The 16448-nt window shown below is 72.8% G+C and carries 16 protein-coding genes; 13 read left to right on the top strand and 3 right to left on the bottom strand.

Translation table 11 applies throughout. The features are described 5' to 3' along the window. Positions 1-80: 80 nt before the first annotated feature. Positions 81-1334: a DUF4037 domain-containing protein gene (locus Pen02_RS36540; RefSeq protein ID WP_203870766.1), complete on the bottom strand. Its 1254-nt coding sequence runs from the start codon at positions 1332-1334 to the stop codon at positions 81-83. A 95-nt stretch (positions 1335-1429) separates the two neighbouring features. Here Pen02_RS36540 and Pen02_RS36535 point away from each other — a divergent pair, with 95 nt between their 5' ends. Together Pen02_RS36535 and Pen02_RS36530 are read left to right on the top strand one after the other, a co-directional pair. Then, positions 1430-1780: a hypothetical protein gene (locus Pen02_RS36535; RefSeq protein ID WP_203870765.1), complete on the top strand. Its 351-nt coding sequence runs from the start codon at positions 1430-1432 to the stop codon at positions 1778-1780. After that, the gene (locus Pen02_RS36530) at positions 1773-2198 is read left to right on the top strand and encodes a MerR family transcriptional regulator (protein ID WP_203870764.1); all 426 of its coding nucleotides are present in this window, start codon (positions 1773-1775) and stop codon (positions 2196-2198) included. Before Pen02_RS36535 ends, Pen02_RS36530 begins: the two co-directional genes overlap by 8 nt. Before the next feature lie 68 nt (positions 2199-2266). Here the strand turns inward: Pen02_RS36530 and Pen02_RS36525 are convergent, their stop codons facing one another. Continuing rightward, positions 2267-2680 (bottom strand): YchJ family protein, encoded by a 414-nt coding sequence (locus tag Pen02_RS36525; protein WP_239141880.1) that lies wholly within the window; start codon positions 2678-2680, stop codon positions 2267-2269. 326 nt (positions 2681-3006) lie between these two features. Between Pen02_RS36525 and Pen02_RS36520 the strand changes: the two genes are divergently transcribed. The 11 genes from Pen02_RS36520 (at position 3007) to Pen02_RS36470 (ending at position 15478) form a co-directional block, all read left to right on the top strand. Beyond that, the gene (locus Pen02_RS36520) at positions 3007-3957 is read left to right on the top strand and encodes a DMT family transporter (protein ID WP_239141879.1); all 951 of its coding nucleotides are present in this window, start codon (positions 3007-3009) and stop codon (positions 3955-3957) included. Between the two features lie 195 nt (positions 3958-4152). Next, positions 4153-4695 (top strand): PH domain-containing protein, encoded by a 543-nt coding sequence (locus Pen02_RS36515; RefSeq protein ID WP_239141877.1) that lies wholly within the window; start codon positions 4153-4155, stop codon positions 4693-4695. Positions 4696-5035: 340 nt separating this feature from the next. Continuing rightward, positions 5036-5656 carry a translation initiation factor IF-3 gene (gene infC / locus Pen02_RS36510; protein ID WP_203870763.1) on the top strand — a complete coding sequence of 207 codons (621 nt, stop codon included), beginning with the start codon at positions 5036-5038 and terminating at the stop codon, positions 5654-5656. 20 nt (positions 5657-5676) lie between these two features. Beyond that, entirely contained in the window at positions 5677-5871 is a 195-nt protein-coding gene (rpmI, locus tag Pen02_RS36505) for a 50S ribosomal protein L35 (RefSeq protein ID WP_101366674.1), read from the top strand. A 32-nt stretch (positions 5872-5903) separates the two neighbouring features. Further along, complete coding sequence (gene rplT / locus Pen02_RS36500; protein WP_101366673.1) at positions 5904-6296, top strand: 50S ribosomal protein L20; 393 nt, start codon at positions 5904-5906, stop codon at positions 6294-6296. Positions 6297-6325: 29 nt separating this feature from the next. After that, a complete protein-coding gene (locus tag Pen02_RS36495; protein ID WP_203870762.1) occupies positions 6326-7210 on the top strand; it encodes a TrmH family RNA methyltransferase in 885 nt (294 codons plus the stop codon). A gap of 408 nt (positions 7211-7618) precedes the next feature. Next, positions 7619-8680, top strand: coding sequence for a phenylalanine--tRNA ligase subunit alpha (pheS, locus tag Pen02_RS36490; RefSeq protein ID WP_203870761.1), 1062 nt, complete (start codon positions 7619-7621; stop codon positions 8678-8680). Between the two features lie 89 nt (positions 8681-8769). After that, the gene (locus Pen02_RS36485) at positions 8770-11394 is read left to right on the top strand and encodes a phenylalanine--tRNA ligase subunit beta (RefSeq protein ID WP_203870760.1); all 2625 of its coding nucleotides are present in this window, start codon (positions 8770-8772) and stop codon (positions 11392-11394) included. 208 nt (positions 11395-11602) lie between these two features. Further along, a complete protein-coding gene (locus Pen02_RS36480) occupies positions 11603-12685 on the top strand; it encodes a substrate-binding periplasmic protein (protein WP_203870759.1) in 1083 nt (360 codons plus the stop codon). Next, positions 12682-14142, top strand: coding sequence for a hypothetical protein (locus tag Pen02_RS36475; RefSeq protein WP_203870758.1), 1461 nt, complete (start codon positions 12682-12684; stop codon positions 14140-14142). The genes Pen02_RS36480 and Pen02_RS36475 overlap by 4 nt, the downstream gene beginning before the upstream one ends. Before the next feature lie 55 nt (positions 14143-14197). After that, positions 14198-15478: an MFS transporter gene (locus Pen02_RS36470; RefSeq protein WP_203870757.1), complete on the top strand. Its 1281-nt coding sequence runs from the start codon at positions 14198-14200 to the stop codon at positions 15476-15478. A 200-nt stretch (positions 15479-15678) separates the two neighbouring features. Here the strand turns inward: Pen02_RS36470 and Pen02_RS36465 are convergent, their stop codons facing one another. After that, entirely contained in the window at positions 15679-16398 is a 720-nt protein-coding gene (locus Pen02_RS36465; protein ID WP_239141875.1) for a Crp/Fnr family transcriptional regulator, read from the bottom strand. Between the last annotated feature and the right edge of the window lie 50 nt (positions 16399-16448).

Here is a 16448-nt window from a genome sequence, read left to right as displayed (position 1 = left end):
CGGCCGTCAACGCCCTGGTCAAGCTCGGCGGGCACCGACGCGACCGCCGGGTCAGCCCTGCTCGTCCTCGTCGCCTCGGCTCAGTCGGAGCCGACCTGCCGATCATCTGATCCTCGCCTGTGCTCAACCCGTACAGCCGGGGATGGCTCGGCCGGCCCTGCCCACTCGTTGGAGCAGGGGCCGGCCCAAGCTTGGACGAATGCCCGGCGGACCTGGTGCGCGTAGGCGGTACCGGCCGTCAACGGCGTGCTGTCCACGTACTGGTCGATGCCGCCGACCAGGGGAAGCCGGGTGATCTCGGGGTCGGTGATCCCGGCCAGCAGGGCGGCCGTGAACCGGCCGGCGTCGATCACCGGGTACGGCCGGCTGTGGAAGAACCGTCGGGTCGGCTCGACCGGTGCGGCCAGCCCGAGCCGGTTCTGCCACGCCCCGGCCGCCTCGTACGCGGTGCAGAGCGCCGCCTGCCGCTGCTCCGGGTCCCCGGTCGTCAGCGCCCCCTCCAGTGCGGTGCCGATCGCCGACGCGTCGCCCGGTGCGGCGCCGATCGCCGACGCGTCGTCCAGTGCGGTGCCGATCGCTGCCGGGTCGTCCAGGGCCGCGAACGCGCTGCCCAGCCACTTCCCGTACGGCGGATAGCGGCGGGCCAGCAGCAGGCAGAGCCGCATCACGTCCCGGACCAGCCGGGCCGCAAGCATCCGGCTGCCCGCCTCCGCGCCCGCCTCGGCGGCCCGTCCCACGAACGGCTCCTCCTCGCCGATCCGGGCCCACTGGCAGGCCAGCAGGTAGCGCCAGACGTCGTCCGGATACCACCGCAGGCCGGTCCGCAGCGCGGTCAGCTCACCGCTGTCGTCGGCGAAGACGGCACCACCGGTCGCCTCGGCCAGCAGTTGCGTCGGGGTGGCCAGCCAGTCGAAGGTGTCGACCCCACGCCGGGGATCGAAGCCGAGCTGTGCGTCGCACCAGGCGCCCAGTTCGGTGACCTGCACCAGATGTGTCACCGGCCCGTCGGTCGGGGCGAGCACCCGGGACCGGCCCTCCGCCGGGAGGAAATGGGTCGGCCAGCCGGCGACCTGCTTCGGCAGCCGTTCCGCCAGCAGCGCAGGGATCCGTTCGCCGTACCGGGCCAGGTCGGCGGGGGAGAGGAACAGGGTGAGCCGGGGGCCCCAGTCGTGGTCGACCGAGCGCTCGGTGTCGAAGCCGAGCACCTCCGACCCGGCCCCGAGCCGGGCCGCCGCGTGACGCAGCCCGGGAAACGCCTCGACCAGCAGCGGGCGTACCGCCTCGGTGTAGAAGAGCCGGCACAGTCGCAGCCCCGGCACGAACGGCGCCCACATCCGGCTCACCGTACGGCCGACGCCGCGTGGCGGCCAGCGGTCTGTGCCGCCCCAGGCTTGCAACCGGTACCGGGGTACCGGCTTACCGTCGAGGTATGGCAGACATCGCACACTTCCCGTCCGGGGCGGTACCGGCGGCCTGCACCCTGCCGACGGCGGAGCAGCCGCTGCGGCTCGCGGAGTTCGACGAGGTGCTCGGCACGGCGGTCCGCTCGGTGTACCGGGCCGAGCCGGCCCGGCTCCGGCTGGAACTGACTCCGACCCCGCAGGTGGCGGCCCGGGTCGCCGACCTGATGGTCCGGGAGGCCGGCTGCTGCTCCTTCTTCGCCTTCCACCTCGGTCTGGTCGACGGCCGGCTGTGCTGGGAGATCACCGTGCCAGCCGGGCAGCTCCGGGTGCTCGACGCGCTGGCCGCCCGGGTACCGGCAGACGGGCACCGTGCCTGACGGCCTGCGCCCCGGCCAGCTCGCGGCGGCAGCCGGGGTCAACCAGCAGACCCTGCGGTACTACGAGCGGCGCGGCCTGCTCGCCGAGCCGGCCCGCACACCTGGCGGGCACCGGACGTACCCGGCGGAGGCGGTGACACTGCTCCGGGCGATCAAGACGGCGCAGCGGCTCGGCTTCAGCCTGGCCGAGGTCGCCGAACTGCTCGACACCGGCCGGCCGGCGCTGCGCCGAAGAGCCGAGCCCAGCCTGCCGGAGCGGGCCCGGGTCAAGTTGGCCGAGGTGGAGGGGCGGATCGCCGAGCTGACCACCGTCGCGGACACGCTACGCGCGGCGCTGTCGGCCGGTTGCGCCGACCTGGTCGAGTGTGCGGAAACTGCGCAGTGCCCACTGCCGTCCGCCGATCCGGTCGCCCGATGACCGGTCGCGTGGTGACCGGTCGCGTGGTGACCCGCGTCGGGGGTGAAGACGAGCCGCTACCGACGGACTCATCCCGCGTCGAGATAGCGCCACTGGCCGTCCTCGCGACCGAACCGGCTGCGTTCGTGCAGCTCGCCCGGGCGGCCCGAGTGACGGTAGTGGGCCCGGAACTCCACGATGCCGGCGGTGTCGAACAGCCCGCCCCGCTCGGTGTCGAGGATGTCGAGCCGGGTCCACCGGTCCGCCGGGTCGAGCGCCAGCCGCGCCGGGCGGGTGCGGGAGTGCCAGGTCCGCAGCAGGTACCCGGGGTCGCCGACGGCGTACGCGGTGAACCGGGAGCGCATCAGCGCCTCGGCGGTCGCCGCGACCGTACGCCCCTGGTGCAGTGCGCCGCAGCACTCCTCGTACGCCGGTCCGGCGCCGCACGGGCAGGGCCGGCCGGACTCGTCGCCGCCCGCCCGGCGGGTCCTACGTTTCGCCACCCGACGATTGTCGTCCCCGGACCAGCGACCGCCGGTGCCGGTGTCCACCGTCGCCGCCGGAATGCTCCCAGGTCCAGGTGACCGGCCCGCCGACGTCCGCCCGCCGACGGCCGCGATCGCGCAGGCTCGGCTGTGATTGCGCAGTTCTCGGCTGTGATCGCGCAGGTATCGGCTGTGATCGCCGAACGGCGCCCGGCCGGGCCGGAGCGATCCTGGTCACGATCACTGCCAGCCGTACCCGCCGGCTGTGAAGCTGGACCGGCGCTGTGCGAGGGGCGGGTCGAACGGCGACCCGACCGGACGGTGCGACTGGACGGAGTGTCGCTGTGGGACGGGTGCCGGGTATCCCGGTGAAGGTACTGCCCGGCTGGGCCGCGATCGGCCTGACCGTGCTGGCCGGAGTCGGGTCGGCGGCGCAGAGCCTGGCCAACGCCGAGATGGGCGAGCGGGCCGGGCATCCGATCATCGGGGCGCTGGTCAACAACGCCGGGGGAGTGGCGCTGGTGCTGCTCGGTCTGGTCGCGCTGCCGTCGATGCGTACCGCGCTGGGGGTGCTGCGCCGGACCCGGCTGCCGTGGTGGACGTACCTCGGTGGACTGTGCGGGGCGTTCTTCATCGTCGCGGCGACGTACATCGTCCCGGTACTCGGGGTCGCGGTCTACACGATCGCCCAGGTGGCCGGCAACAGTGGCGGCGGACTCGTGGTCGACCGGACCCGGCTGGCTCCGGCCGGCCGGATGGGGCTGACCCGGTCCCGGGTGGCCGGGGCGCTGCTCGGGATCGCGGCGGTGGCGCTGGCCCAGTTCGGCCGGCCGGTCGGCGACCTGGCGGTGGGGCTGGTACTCCTCGGTGTCGTCTGCGGGGTGCTGGTCGCCGTGCAGGGTGCGCTGAACGGCCGGATCTCCACGACCGCCAACCCGGCCGCCGCCACGGCGGTCAACTTCGCGGTGAGCAGCGCGGCGATGCTGCCGGTGGCGGCGGTGACCGGCGCAGTAGCCCAACTCGGCGCCGTCGACTGGCCCGACGAGTGGTACCTGTACGTCGGCGGCCCGCTCGGCGTCAGCATCACCGTGGCACTGCTGGTCGGGATCCGGTCGATGGGGCTGCTCCGGACCGGCCTGGCCCTGGTCGCCGGGCAGTTGGGTGGGGCGCTCCTGCTCGACCTGCGGCCCGGGGGACCGGGCGCGAGCCTGGCGGTACTGGTCGGCGCGGTGCTGACCCTGCTCGCGGTGGTGGTCTCCGGCCGGGCCGCCCGGGGCACCCCGGCCGCCACCTAAACTGCCCCGCCTGCCACCTGAACCGCCCCGCCGCCGCTGTCGGTCGGGACGGGACTCGGGCGATCGGCATCGGGCTGCGTCAACTGCGTCCCGGACCTCCGCCGGTGCAGGCTCACTGTGCCGGGCGGCCGATCTTCGGGCCGGTGCGCCGGGCTGGCGGTGGTCGGCCGGGTGTCGGATGGCAGACTGGGCGGCGTGACCGATTCCGCCGTCGCCCGTGATCCCGGCACCGTCAGCGTGCGTCCGCGACGCATCCGGCTGGTCTGCTGGATCCTGGCTCCCGCGCTGGTGGTCATGTTCGCCCTGCTGAGCATCGGGTTGCGCGGCTCGACCGGCTCGGGTGCGGCCACCTTCCAGCGCGGCGACCAGCTCGCCATGGTGGGGCTGGGCGTGCTGGGCGGCTTCGTGGTGCTGCTCTTCACCCGGCCCCGGGTGGAGGCGGACGCCCGTGGGGTCCGGGTGCGCAACGTCTTCGGCAGCTACGACCTGCCCTGGGACGTGGTCCGGGCGGTACGGTTCGACCGGGGCTCGGCCTGGGCCAGCCTGGAGCTGCACGACGACGAGCTGGTGTCGGTGCTGGCGTTGCAGGCGGTGGACCGCGAGCTGGCGGTCGACGGGGTACGCGGACTGCGCGCCCTGCACGCCGCGCACCAGGCGGCCCACCTGCCACACGAGCCCGGCCCGGGACAGGAAGCCCCGTCGGCGTCGTTGGCCGCCCCGGCGGGACCGGCGGAGTAAAACCGTCCCTCGGCGGCCCGCCGTCCCCGGCGTGCCCGTTTTGGCATCCTGCGGGCTGACCTGCTAGTCTTTACCAGTCGACCACTGTCTGGGTCTATCCACAGGCAGTCAAGAAGCGGAGCGCCTGCTCCCACCCGCGTCGCCATCTCCGGTGGCCGGGTCCGGTCACCGGTTCGGCTTTGCCGATTCGGGTGCGATCGTCGATCGCCACGACCGGTCGAGCGGGCCCTGGCATGTGCCGGGGCCTTCTGCTTTGGGTCGAAGACAACAGGACCGGCCACCGCTGACGCGCGGCCGGTGAGGATCACCACGAGGAGGCCCCATCAGCGTCGAGCCACGCGTGAACGAGCAGATCCGGGCACGTGAGGTCCGACTGGTCGGCCCTGAGGGCGAGCAGGTGGGCATCGTCCCACTGGAGCGCGCTCTGCAGCTGGCCGCGGACGTCGACCTGGACCTGGTCGAGGTTGCGCCGATGGCGCGCCCGCCGGTGTGCAAGCTCATGGACTTCGGAAAATACAAGTACGAGTCCGCACTCAAGGCGCGCGAAGCCAGGCGTAACCAGCAACAGACCGTCATCAAGGAAATGAAGCTCCGGCCGAAGATCGACCCGCACGACTACGAGACCAAGAAGGGTCACGTGGTGCGGTTCCTCAAGGCGGGCGACAAGGTCAAGGTGACGATCATGTTCCGCGGTCGCGAGCAGAGTCGACCGGAGCTGGGCTACCGGCTCCTGCGCCGACTCGAATCCGAGATCTCGGAACTGGGGTACGTCGAGGCCGCTCCCAAGCAGGACGGCCGTAACATGATCATGGTCCTGGCTCCGCACCGGGCCACCAAGGCCGCCGCCACGGCTGCCCGGGCTGGCTCGCCGCGTGAGCGGGAGGCCGGTGTCGCCGAGGCATCGCCGGTCGCCGAGGCAGCGCCCGGCCCGGCCGGACCCGCCGGAACCACCGGCGAGTAACAGGGGAGAGACGCACCAAGATGCCGAAGATGAAGAGCCACACCGGGATGGGCAAGCGGGTCAAGGTGACCGGCAAGGGCAAGATCGTTGCCCAGCAGGCCGGCCTCCGCCACAACCTGGAGAAGAAGTCCTCCACCCGGACTCGCCGGCTCACCGGCACCGTCGAGGTGGCCAAGGCCGATTTCAAGCGAATCAAGAAGTTGCTGGCCCGCTGACGCGCGCCCCTTGACCTGAAGGAGTAGTTGAGATGGCACGCGTCAAGCGGTCAGTGAACGCCCAGAAGAAGCGCCGTACGCTGCTGGAGACCGCCAGCGGCTACCGTGGCCAGCGGTCCCGGCTCTACCGCAAGGCCAAGGAGCAGGTGCTGCACTCGATGCAGTACGCCTACCGGGACCGGCGCGACCGCAAGGGCGACTTCCGGCAGCTCTGGATCACCCGGATCAACGCGGCAGCCCGCGCCAACGGGATGACCTACAACCGGCTCATCCAGGGCCTGAAGCTGGCCGGCGTCGAGGTGGACCGCAAGATCCTGGCCGACCTCGCCGTCAACGACCCGACGGCCTTCGCGGCCATCGTCGAGGTCGCCCGCGCCGCCGTGGCGGCCGAGGGCACCGGTGGCGCGTCGGCTCAGGCCGCCTGATTCCGCGACACCCGATCGAGGCGTCCCGCATGCCGGTCAACCCGCAGGTGGGACGCCTCGACCATGTCCGGGCGGCGGAGCAGCCGCTGTTCACTCCGCGTACCCCGAGGATCGTCGCGGCGCGGCGGCTGCACCGGCGCCGCGAACGCGACACCACCGGCCGGTTTCTGGCCGAGGGCCCGCAGGCCGTCCGGGAGGCGCTGGCCGCACCGGGCGTGCTGGTCGAGCTGTTCGGCACCCCGGCCGGGCTCGACCGGTACGCCGAGCTGGCCGACGCCGCCAGCCGGGCGGGAGTGCCGGTCTCCGGGGTGACCGAGGAGGGGCTGGCGGCGCTGGCCGAGACCGTCGCCCCGCAGGGCATCGTCGCCGTCTGCGCCCAGGTGGACGTGTCGATCGGCGAGGCGCTGGCCAGGCGCCCCCGGCTCGTCGCCGTGCTGGCCGAGATCCGTGATCCGGGCAACGCCGGCACCGTGCTCCGTACCGCCGACGCGGCCGGGGCGGGTGCGGTGGTCTTCGCCGGGGACGCGGTCGACCCGTACAACGGCAAGTGCGTGCGCTCGTCAGCCGGCAGCCTCTTCCACCTCGACGTGGTCCGGGCCGCCGACCCGATCGCCGTGCTGGCCGAACTGCGCGCGGCCGGACTGACCGTGCTGGCCGCCTCCGGCTACGGCGAGACCGACCTGGACGAGTTGACCGATGCCGGTGGCCTGGCCCGGCCGACCGCCTGGCTGTTCGGCTCCGAGGCGCACGGCCTGCCGGCGGAGTTGGCCGACGCCGCCGACGCCCGGGTACGCGTGCCGCTGCACGGCCGGGCCGAGAGCCTCAACCTGGCTGCTGCCGCCGCCGTCTGCCTGTACGCTTCGGCCAGAGCCCTGCGACCCGGGGCCGCCCGTTCCGCGCCCGAGGGCGCATAATGGAGCCCGGGGCAGCAGAACCGACCAGGGAGTTGTCGACCTGATGACCGAGTCCGATGAGTGGGGTGTCCGCGACCCGCGACGCCACTCGTTTAGCCGGCCCGCCGCGCTCGGCGGGCGGCAGGGCTGACTCCAGATCCTCCCTGCGCACCTCCGACCGGCGGGCTGCGGCCCAGCCGCGCGTCCGTAGACTCTGGTGGCCGCCCGTGAGGGCCGCCCACTGACCTGTGCACGGCGTCGCCGGTCCTGCCCGGTGCACCGACCGTACGCCGGGTCGCCGTACCGCCGTGGAGCGGACCGACCCGGGCGTCCGGCGTGGTGGGGAGGGCATCCCGCGCGGCGCGGTGGGACATTCGACGCGGAGGCAGCGGGATCCCGCCCGCGACGCAGAGGGAGCGACTGCACGTCATGACGTATCGCAACGACCCGTACGACCCGAAACAGGTCGCCCTGCTCGACCCGGCGGCGCTGGCGGCGGCGGTCGCCGACGCGACGGCCGCGTTCGAGGCCGCCACCGACCCCGACGGCCTGGCCGAACTGCGCCGGCAGCACCTCGGCGACCGGGCACCGGTCTCGCTGGCCCGGCGGGAGATCGGCGCCCTGCCGCCGGCCGCGAAGTCCGACGCCGGCAAGCGGGTGAACGAGGCCCGGCGGTCGATCGAGTCCGCCCACGCCGAGCGGCTGGCCGTGGTGCAGGCGGCGCAGGCCGAGCGGATCCTCGCCGAGGAGCGGGTGGACGTCACCCTGCCCTACGACCGGCGCCCGCGCGGCGCCCGGCACCCGATCAGCACCCTCGCGGAGCGGATCGGCGACCTCTTCGTCGGGATGGGTTACGAGATCGCCGAGGGTCCGGAGATCGAGTTGGAGTGGACCAACTTCGACGCGCTGAACATCCCGCCGGACCATCCGGCCCGGGGCACCATGGACACCTTCTACCTGGACGTGCCGGGAATGGTGCTGCGTACGCACACCTCGCCGGTGCAGGCCCGGACGATGCTGGCCCGCAAGCCGCCGATCTACGTCGTCTGCCCCGGCCGGGTCTACCGGACCGACGAGCTGGACGCCACGCACAGCCCGGTCTTCCACCAGGTCGAGGGCCTGGTGGTGGACGAGGGGATCACCATGGCGCATCTGCGCGGCACCCTGGACCACCTGGCCAAGGCAATGTTCGGCGCCGAGGCACGGACCCGGTGGCGCCCGCACTACTTCCCGTTCACCGAGCCGTCCGGCGAGTTCGACGTCTGGTTCGCCCAGCACCGGGACGGCCCGCGCTGGGTCGAGTGGGGCGGCTGCGGCATGGTCAACCCCCGGGTGCTGCGCGCCTGCGGCATCGACCCGGACGTCTACTCCGGCTTCGCCTTCGGGATGGGCATCGAGCGGACGCTGATGTTCCGGCACGGCATCGGCGACATGCGGGACATGGCCGAGGGCGACGTGCGGTTCACCCGCGCGTTCGGGGTCGAGGTGTGAGCGGGATGGCGAACGACGTGATCCTGACGGACGACATCCTGATGGACGACATCCTGGTGGACGACGGAACGGATGCGGTGGTCTGAGTCATGCGAATCCCTCTTTCCTGGCTGCGCGAGTACGTCGACCTGCCGGCCGAGCTGAGCCCCGAGGAGTTGGACCAGGCCCTGGTCAACCTCGGCATCGAGGTCGAGTCCATCGTGGACCTGCGGACGACCGTCACCGGTTCGCTGGTGGTCGGCGAGGTGCTCGAAATCGAGGAGTTGACCGGGTTCAAGAAGCCGATTCGGTTCTGCCGGGTCGACGTCGGCGCCGCGAACGGCAGCGGCGAGCCGCAGGAGATCGTCTGCGGGGCGACGAACTTTGTCGTCGGTGACCGGGTGGTGGTGATCCTGCCCGGTGGCGTACTGCCCGGCGGGTTCGCCATCGGCGCCCGGAAGACGTACGGGCGGAACTCGAACGGGATGATCTGTTCGGTCCGGGAGCTGGGCATCGGCGACGACCACGACGGCATCCTGGTGCTGCCCGAGGACGTGCCGGCCAAGCCCGGCGACGACGCGCGGCCGTTGGTCGGGCTCGACGACGTGATCGTCGAGGTCGAGATTACCCCGGACCGGGGGTACGCGCTCTCCGTACGCGGCCTGGCCCGGGAGCTGTCGCACGCCTTCGAAGTGCCGTTCCGCGACCCGGGGCTGGCGCCCGCCACGGGAGCGACGGCGGAGCCGGCGTACCCGGTCCGGGTGCTGGACACCGTCGGCTGCGACCGGTTCGCCGCCCGGGTGGTACGGGGGATCGACCCGGCCGCCGAGTCGCCGAAGTGGATGCGGCAGCGGCTCACCCACGCCGGCATCCGGACCATCTCGCTGCCGGTCGACATCACCAACTACCTGATGGTCGAGCTGGGCCAGCCGATGCACGCCTTCGACCTGGCCGCGCTCCGGGGCGAGCTGGTGGTCCGCCGGGCGGTGCCCGGGGAGCGGCTGACCACGCTGGACGGCGTCGACCGGGCCCTCGACCCCGAGGACCTGGTGATCTGCGACGCCGGCCTGCCCGGCGGGGCGAGCGGGAACGGCGGGACTGCCGGGGACGGCGGAGTGCCGAACGGTGGAGCGTCGAACGGCGGGGTGCCGATCTCGCTTGCCGCCGTGATGGGCGGCGAGACCAGCGAGGTCGCCGACAGCACCACCGACGTGCTCTTCGAGGCGGCGCACTGGGACCCGGTGGTGGTCGGCCGGACGGCCCGCCGGCACCGGCTGTTCAGCGAGGCAGCCAAGCGCTGGGAGCGGGGCGTCGACCCGGCCCTGCCGCTGGTCGCCCTGGAGCGGGCGGTCGAGCTGCTCACCACGTACGGCGGTGGCACGGCCGGCGCCGAGGTGCTGGACATCGACCACGTCCGCCCCGCCCAGCGGATCGTGATCGAGGCGGACCTGCCGGCTCGACGCGCCGGGGTGGCGTACGAGCCGGAGCGGACGATCGCGCTGCTGGAGCGGGTCGGCTGCGCGGTGGCGATCGGCGACGGGCGTACCGCGACCGGCAACGGGCACGGGGGGCGGCACGCGAGCGGCCCGGACACCCTGGTGGTGACCCCGCCGAGCTGGCGGCCGGACCTCACCGACCCGGCGGACCTGGTCGAGGAGGTGATCCGGCTGGACGGCTACGACAAGGTGCCGTCGGTGCTGCCGGTCGCGCCGCCCGGCCGGGGGCTGACCCCGGAGCAGCGGCGGCGCCGCTCGGTGAGCCGGACGCTGGCCGAGAACGGCTACGTCGAGGCGCTCTCCCCGCCGTTCGTCGCCCCGGAGCTGTTCGACCGGCTCGGTCTGCCCGCCGACGACCCGCGCCGGAACGCGGTGCGGCTGGCCAACCCGCTCGCCGACACCGAGCCGCTGATGCGGACGATGCTGCTCGGCACCCTGCTCGGCACGCTGCGTCGCAACCTCGGCCGAGGCCACCGGGACGTGGCGCTCTACGAGATCGGCATGGTCTTCCTGCCCCGACCGCACACCGGGGCGCCGCCCGCGATGGGTGTCGACCACCGGCCGAGCGACGAGGAGTTCCGGGCCGCCGACGCCGTACTCCCGGACCAGCCGTGGCGGGTCGCCGCCGTACTCAGCGGCGAGGTCGAGCCGGCCGGCTGGTGGGGCGCCGGTCGCCCGGCCGGCTGGGCGGACGCGGTGGAGGCGGGCCGGATGGTGCTGGCCGCCGCCGGGATCGCGGGTGACCGGATCGTGGTCCGGCAGACGGCGTACGCGCCCTGGCACCCCGGCAGGTGTGCCGAGTTCCGGGTCGACGACGTACTGGTCGGGCACGCCGGTGAACTGCATCCGGCGGCGCTGGCCGCGCTGGACCTGCCGGCCCGGACCAGTGCCCTCGAACTCGACCTGGACGCGTTGCCGCCCGCCCCGGTGGTGCCGGCGCCGCAGATCTCCGGGTACCCGCCCGCGCTGATCGACGTGGCGCTGGTGCTGGACGCCGACGTGCCGGCCGACGAGGTGCGCCGGGCGCTGGCCGAGGGCGCCGGTGAACTGCTGGAGTCGATCCGGCTCTTCGACGTGTACGAGGCGGAGCAGTTGGGTCGGGGACGCCGGTCGCTGGCGTACAAGCTGGTGTTCCGGGCGCCGGACCGGACGTTGACCGGCGAGGAGGCGGTGGCGGCCCGGGACGCGGCGGTGGCCGAGGCGGCCCGCCGGTTCGGTGCGGTGCTCCGGGGCGCCTGACGCGGGGGATCCCGTTCGGAGGATAGGTGGCGGCCGTCGCGCACAGGCGCGGCGGCCGTCGTCGTTCCGACGTGGACCGCGCGCTTTACCGGCGCAGCGGGTCCGTCCGGTTTCGCGGATCTTGTACCCTACGGTCTCGCGGAGAACGTCCCGGGGTACGCCGTGCCGTGGCAGCCGGGACGTCACTGTCCGGATAGGAAGATCGAACGTGACGCCGAACCCCATCAGGTTGTCCGCACTGCTCAAGCCGCTCCGGATCTGGGGCCCGGTGTTCGCCCTGCTCGTGCTGGTGGTCGGTGCCGGGGTGTTCGTCGTGGTCGGACTCCGCCCGTCACCCACCTCCCCGTCCCGGCCGGTACTGGTCTCCAGTGGCGACTGGGCGCCGTTCGTGGGCCGGGAGCTGCCGGACGGCGGCCCGGTCACCGAACTGGTGGTCGAGGTGCTGAACCGGTCCGGGTACCGGCCCGAGATCAGGTACACCTCCTGGTCGCTGGCCGAGGAACAGGTCCGTTCCGGCGTCACCGTCGGAGCGTTCCCGCTGGTGGGCAGCGAGTCGCGCCGGGCCGACCTGCTGCTGTCGGATCCCCTCGTCGACTTCGAGTACGTGCTCTTCTACGACCGCCGGGCCGGCCAGCCGAAGATCACCTCCGCCGCCGACCTGCGCGCGCTCCGGGTCGGCGGGATCACCGGGTACGACTACTGGGACGAGTTGGAGTCCGCCGTCACCGGGTTCGTGGAGTTCCCGTCCACGCTGGACGGTTTCCGGGCGCTCGCCGAAGGGCGGATCGACGTACTCGCCGAGGGGTTGCTCTCCGGCCAGGCGGCGCTGGCCGATCCCGCCTTCGCCGGAGACGTCGCGGACTTCGGCCACCTCCAGGGCGACGACCCGCTGGTGCACTCCGCCGAGGGGCTGTACTTCATGATGGCGGACAGCGCCGAGGCGGCCCCGGTGATGCGGGAGTTCAACCGGGTGCTCGCCCAGCTCCGCCAGACGGAGGAGTACGCGGAGATCGTCGCCGAACTCCATCCGTCCGCGCACCGGGAGGTCACCCTGGACCCGGTCGGCCCGAGCGGGCTGGTGGAACTGCTCGACGACCGGGGCCGGCTGGTGCTGCTGGCCCCGCAGGGCACCCGGGCGCAGGTGCTCGACTGGCCGGCGGAGTTCGTCGACCGGGCCGGCCCGAGCCCGGCACGGATCCTGGTCGAGGTGAAACTGACGAACGGGCCGGCACAGGGGCGGGTACTGCACGTCGACGCCCGGGCGCTGCGGCTGGGAACGGAGGGCCGATGACCCAGCTACGGATCCTCACCCCGGTGGTGGTCGACTTCTACGCCGTACCCGGAGCGGCACTGCGGGACCCCGAGGCGCACGCGCGGTTCTGGGCCGAGCGGCAACCGGCGCTGGACGAACTGCTGCCCCGGCTCGTGCCGCCGGTCCCGGCGGACGTCGCCGGGCCGGCACCGCTGGCCGCCACCTCGCCGGCACCCGCCGGGACGCCGCCGGTGGTGGTGCTGAAGCACACCCGGCCGCGCAGCTCCCTGAACCTCTACCGGACCATCAGCGAACACGCGGCGGAGCGGACCCTGCACGTGCTGACCGGCACGTTGCGCCCCGAACACCTGGCCGAGTGCTCCGCCGACCTGCTCTGGGCCGGGATCGTCGAGATCAGCTTCCGGCTCTACGACCACGGGCTGATGCTGCTGGAACTGCTGGCGGAGGTGGACCCGTGGCTGGCCGGCCCGGCCGACGAGCTGCCGGTTCGGCTCGACGGGTTGCAGGCCCGGGCGGTGGAACTGGGCGAGGAGGCGGCCCGGGAGGTGGTCCGGCGGTACCTGGATCCGGTACTCGCCCTGCTGCGCGAGGCGGACCGGGACGAGGAGGTGCTCCGCGCGGCCACCCCGGCAGACGATCCGGTGACGGCGGAGTACGGCGAGACGCTCTGGGTCACCCGCAGCCTGGTGGTCGACCCGTCCGCGCCCGGAGCCGAGATGATGACCCGGCACTGGCTCAAGGACGTCGTGATCAGCGGGGACCACCGCCCGCCGGCCGACCGGCTGCTCGACGGTGAGGCCGACCACCTGGTCCGCTGGCTGAACTACCTGTTCCTGGACCGGGCCGGCGCGGGCGGCCGGATGCTGCCCGGCGACCCGTTCCGCGACCAGTGGGAGGCGCTGCGCTACGCCCAGGTCTTCTACGGTGTGCTGGAACGGGTCGACGCCCGGCTGTCGAAGATCCTCGCCGACTCGGCCGCCGCCGGCTCGCGCTGGGAGTTGGAGCAGCTCAGGGGACACCTGACCCGGTTGAGCCAGCGGGCCGAGCTGATCATCATGGAGCGCCAGGACCTGTCGAAGTACCTGAAGCGGGCGGTACGGGTCGAGATGGACGCCATCCTCGACTTCTGGGACTACGAGAAGCTGCTGGAGCAGCCGGTCATGTTCAAGGTCGAACTCTGCGGCCGGCGGCTGGCCGAGCTGGCCGCCCGGCGTACGGCCCGGTCGGCGATGTTCACCGACCTGATCCTGCTGGGCATCGCGATGACCTCGATCCTGGGTACCGCCCTCGCGGTCACCGAGTTCGGCCGGTCGATCGCCACCGACCCGGAGATGGCCGTCTACGACCTCGGTCGGTCCTCCCTGGTGGCCTGGGTCGCCTCACAGCCGGCGGACGCCATCCTGGTCACCTCCGGAGTGGTCTCCGCGCTGCTGGTCATCGTCTACCTCTTCTTCCGGCGGGACCGCAGCACGTGAGTCGCTGCCGAGCGCACGCCGCCGGACCGACTTGCGCGCAACCCGGGCCGGTCGGATGAGGCAGGTACTGCGCAGCCGGGCGATCCGCACCTTCGCGGTCACCCAGTTCCTGCTGGAGGTGCAGTTCTGGTTCCCGGTCTGGCTGATCTACCTGCTGGACCTCGGCTTTCCACTGACCACCGCGGTACTCGCCGACGGGGTGTTCCGGATCGTCTCGGTGGCCTGCGAGTTTCCGGTGGGAGTGCTGGCGGACCGGGTCGGGCGGCGGCGGGCGTACCTGATGCTGGCCGGCGGGGCGGTGCTGACGTTCGTGGCGATCACGCAGATCCGTACCGTGCAGATGCTCTTCGCCGCCTGGGTGCTCTGGGCCGTGCTCTGGGCGCTCACCTCCGGGGCGGCCAGCGCCTACCTCTACGAACTCTGCCTCCAGGACGAGTTGGAGATCAACCCGACCAGGGCCTTCGGGCTGATCCGGGCGGTGGGCAGCGGCTCCGTACTGCTCTCGCTGCTGGCCGCCGGCTATCTCTACCAGGCGGACCCACGGCTGCCGTTCGCGGTGACCGCCGGGCTGGCCGCCCTGGCCTTCCTGCTCGCCCTCACCCTGCCGGAGATTGCCGGATCGCGGGTGCGCACGACACTCTCCTCCGTGGTCGCCGACATCCGGGCCGCAATCACCGACGTCCGGCTGCGCCAGGCCGTGTGGCTGGGCGTGCTGCTGCTGCTCTTCGGCTGGAGCGCGCGGATCCTGTTCCAGCCGCTGGCCCTGGAACTGGGCCTCTCCGCGCAGCTCACCGGTGGGATGTACGCCGCGTTCGCGGCCGCCTCGGTGTTGGGCGGCCTGCTGGCCGGGTACGTCCCGGTGCGGCGTCGCCGGCCTGCGCTGACGGTGTCGTTCCTGCTCGTCCTCGCCACCCTGGTCGCGGTCAGCCAGGCGGAGTGGCTCGGCCCGTTCCTGTTCCTGCCGGTGATGGGATTCGGCTACGCGCTGGGCATGACGGTGCTGGAGGTGCTGACCAACGACGCCACCCCGCGCCGGGTCCGCGCCCTCGTGTTCGGCGTGGTCACCAGTCTGGCCGGGGTCGGGATCGCGGTCGCCCGTCCCGGCCTCGGGATCCTGTCCGAGCAGCGCTCGACCGCGTTCGCCGCCGGGGTCTGGGCCGCTGTCGGCGTACTGCTGGTGGGCCTGGCGATCTGGCAGATCCGCCGACTGCGGCCGGAGCCGGGTGTACCGGTCGACGGGCTACGCTCGGCTGGCCAGCCGTCGGCGGCGACCCGGCTACCGGGGCAGCAGTCGACCGGCGGAACCGCCGACCGGCCGGACGTGGCGGGACGCTAGCGGCGCGTGTCGTACGTGACTCTGCGGAACGTCATGCCAAGCCCGACGACGCACACCTCCCCGGGCGCGTCGACGCACGCGTCCACCGAACCGGTTCCTGCCGGTCGCCTCGCACAGCATCGACGCCGAAGCGGGCTGGTTCACCGCACCTAACGGCTCCGAACATCAACCATGACGGCGCTTACGACATCGCCCCTAGGCTAGCGGCCGTCGATCGGGTCGAAGCGGCAGATTTCCCACAACTGGCCCAGGTCCCGGATGGTGATCCGCCGGTAGTCGGTATCCACGACTCCGTCGGCGCGTAGTTGGCGCAGCGTCTTCTCGATCGTGGTGTCGGCGGCGCCGCAGGCGGTGGCGAGTTCCGGCTGGGTCAGGTGGATGTCGATGACGATCCCGTCCGGCGTACGGCGTCCATGGCTGCGGGCCAGTTCGGCAATGATCCGAGCGACCCGGACCCGGGCCGGATATGAGGTGAACTCGATCCGTCGCTGGTTGGACCAGCGGAGCCGGTCCGCCACCATCGCCGTCATCTCGAAAGCCGCCTCCGGATGGTTGCGCAGGAACGGTTTGAACTGGTGCAACTGGATGATGTTCACCACTGCTGGGCCGCAGGTGGTGACCGTTGCCGACCGTGGCCGTCCGTTCAGCGCGGACATCTCGCCGACCAGGTCGCCGCGGAACCGGATGGCGAGCAGCGTGCTCCGCCCGTCGGGATGGCTTGCCGTCACCTTGGTCAGACCCTGCCGCAGCAGCACCAGATGCGATCCCTCCGCCCCCTCGTGCAGCAGGATCTGCCCGGCCGCGACCCGTCGCCGGACGCCGAGCCCGAGCAGTTCCGCACGGGCGTCCGGGTCGAGTCTGGACAGCAACGTCCCGTGCGGCCAGTCGGCTGTGGGCGGGAGGTCAGGTCGAGGCGGCACGGCGACTCCTGGGAGATGGGGCCGGACGTCGTCGAAGCGTAGCCGGACAG

Source organism: Plantactinospora endophytica (genome assembly GCF_016862915.1).
Classification (GTDB): domain Bacteria; phylum Actinomycetota; class Actinomycetes; order Mycobacteriales; family Micromonosporaceae; genus Plantactinospora; species Plantactinospora endophytica.
The sequence above is the reverse complement of the archived record's forward strand: the minus strand, read 5'-3'. Positions and strand labels throughout refer to the sequence as shown.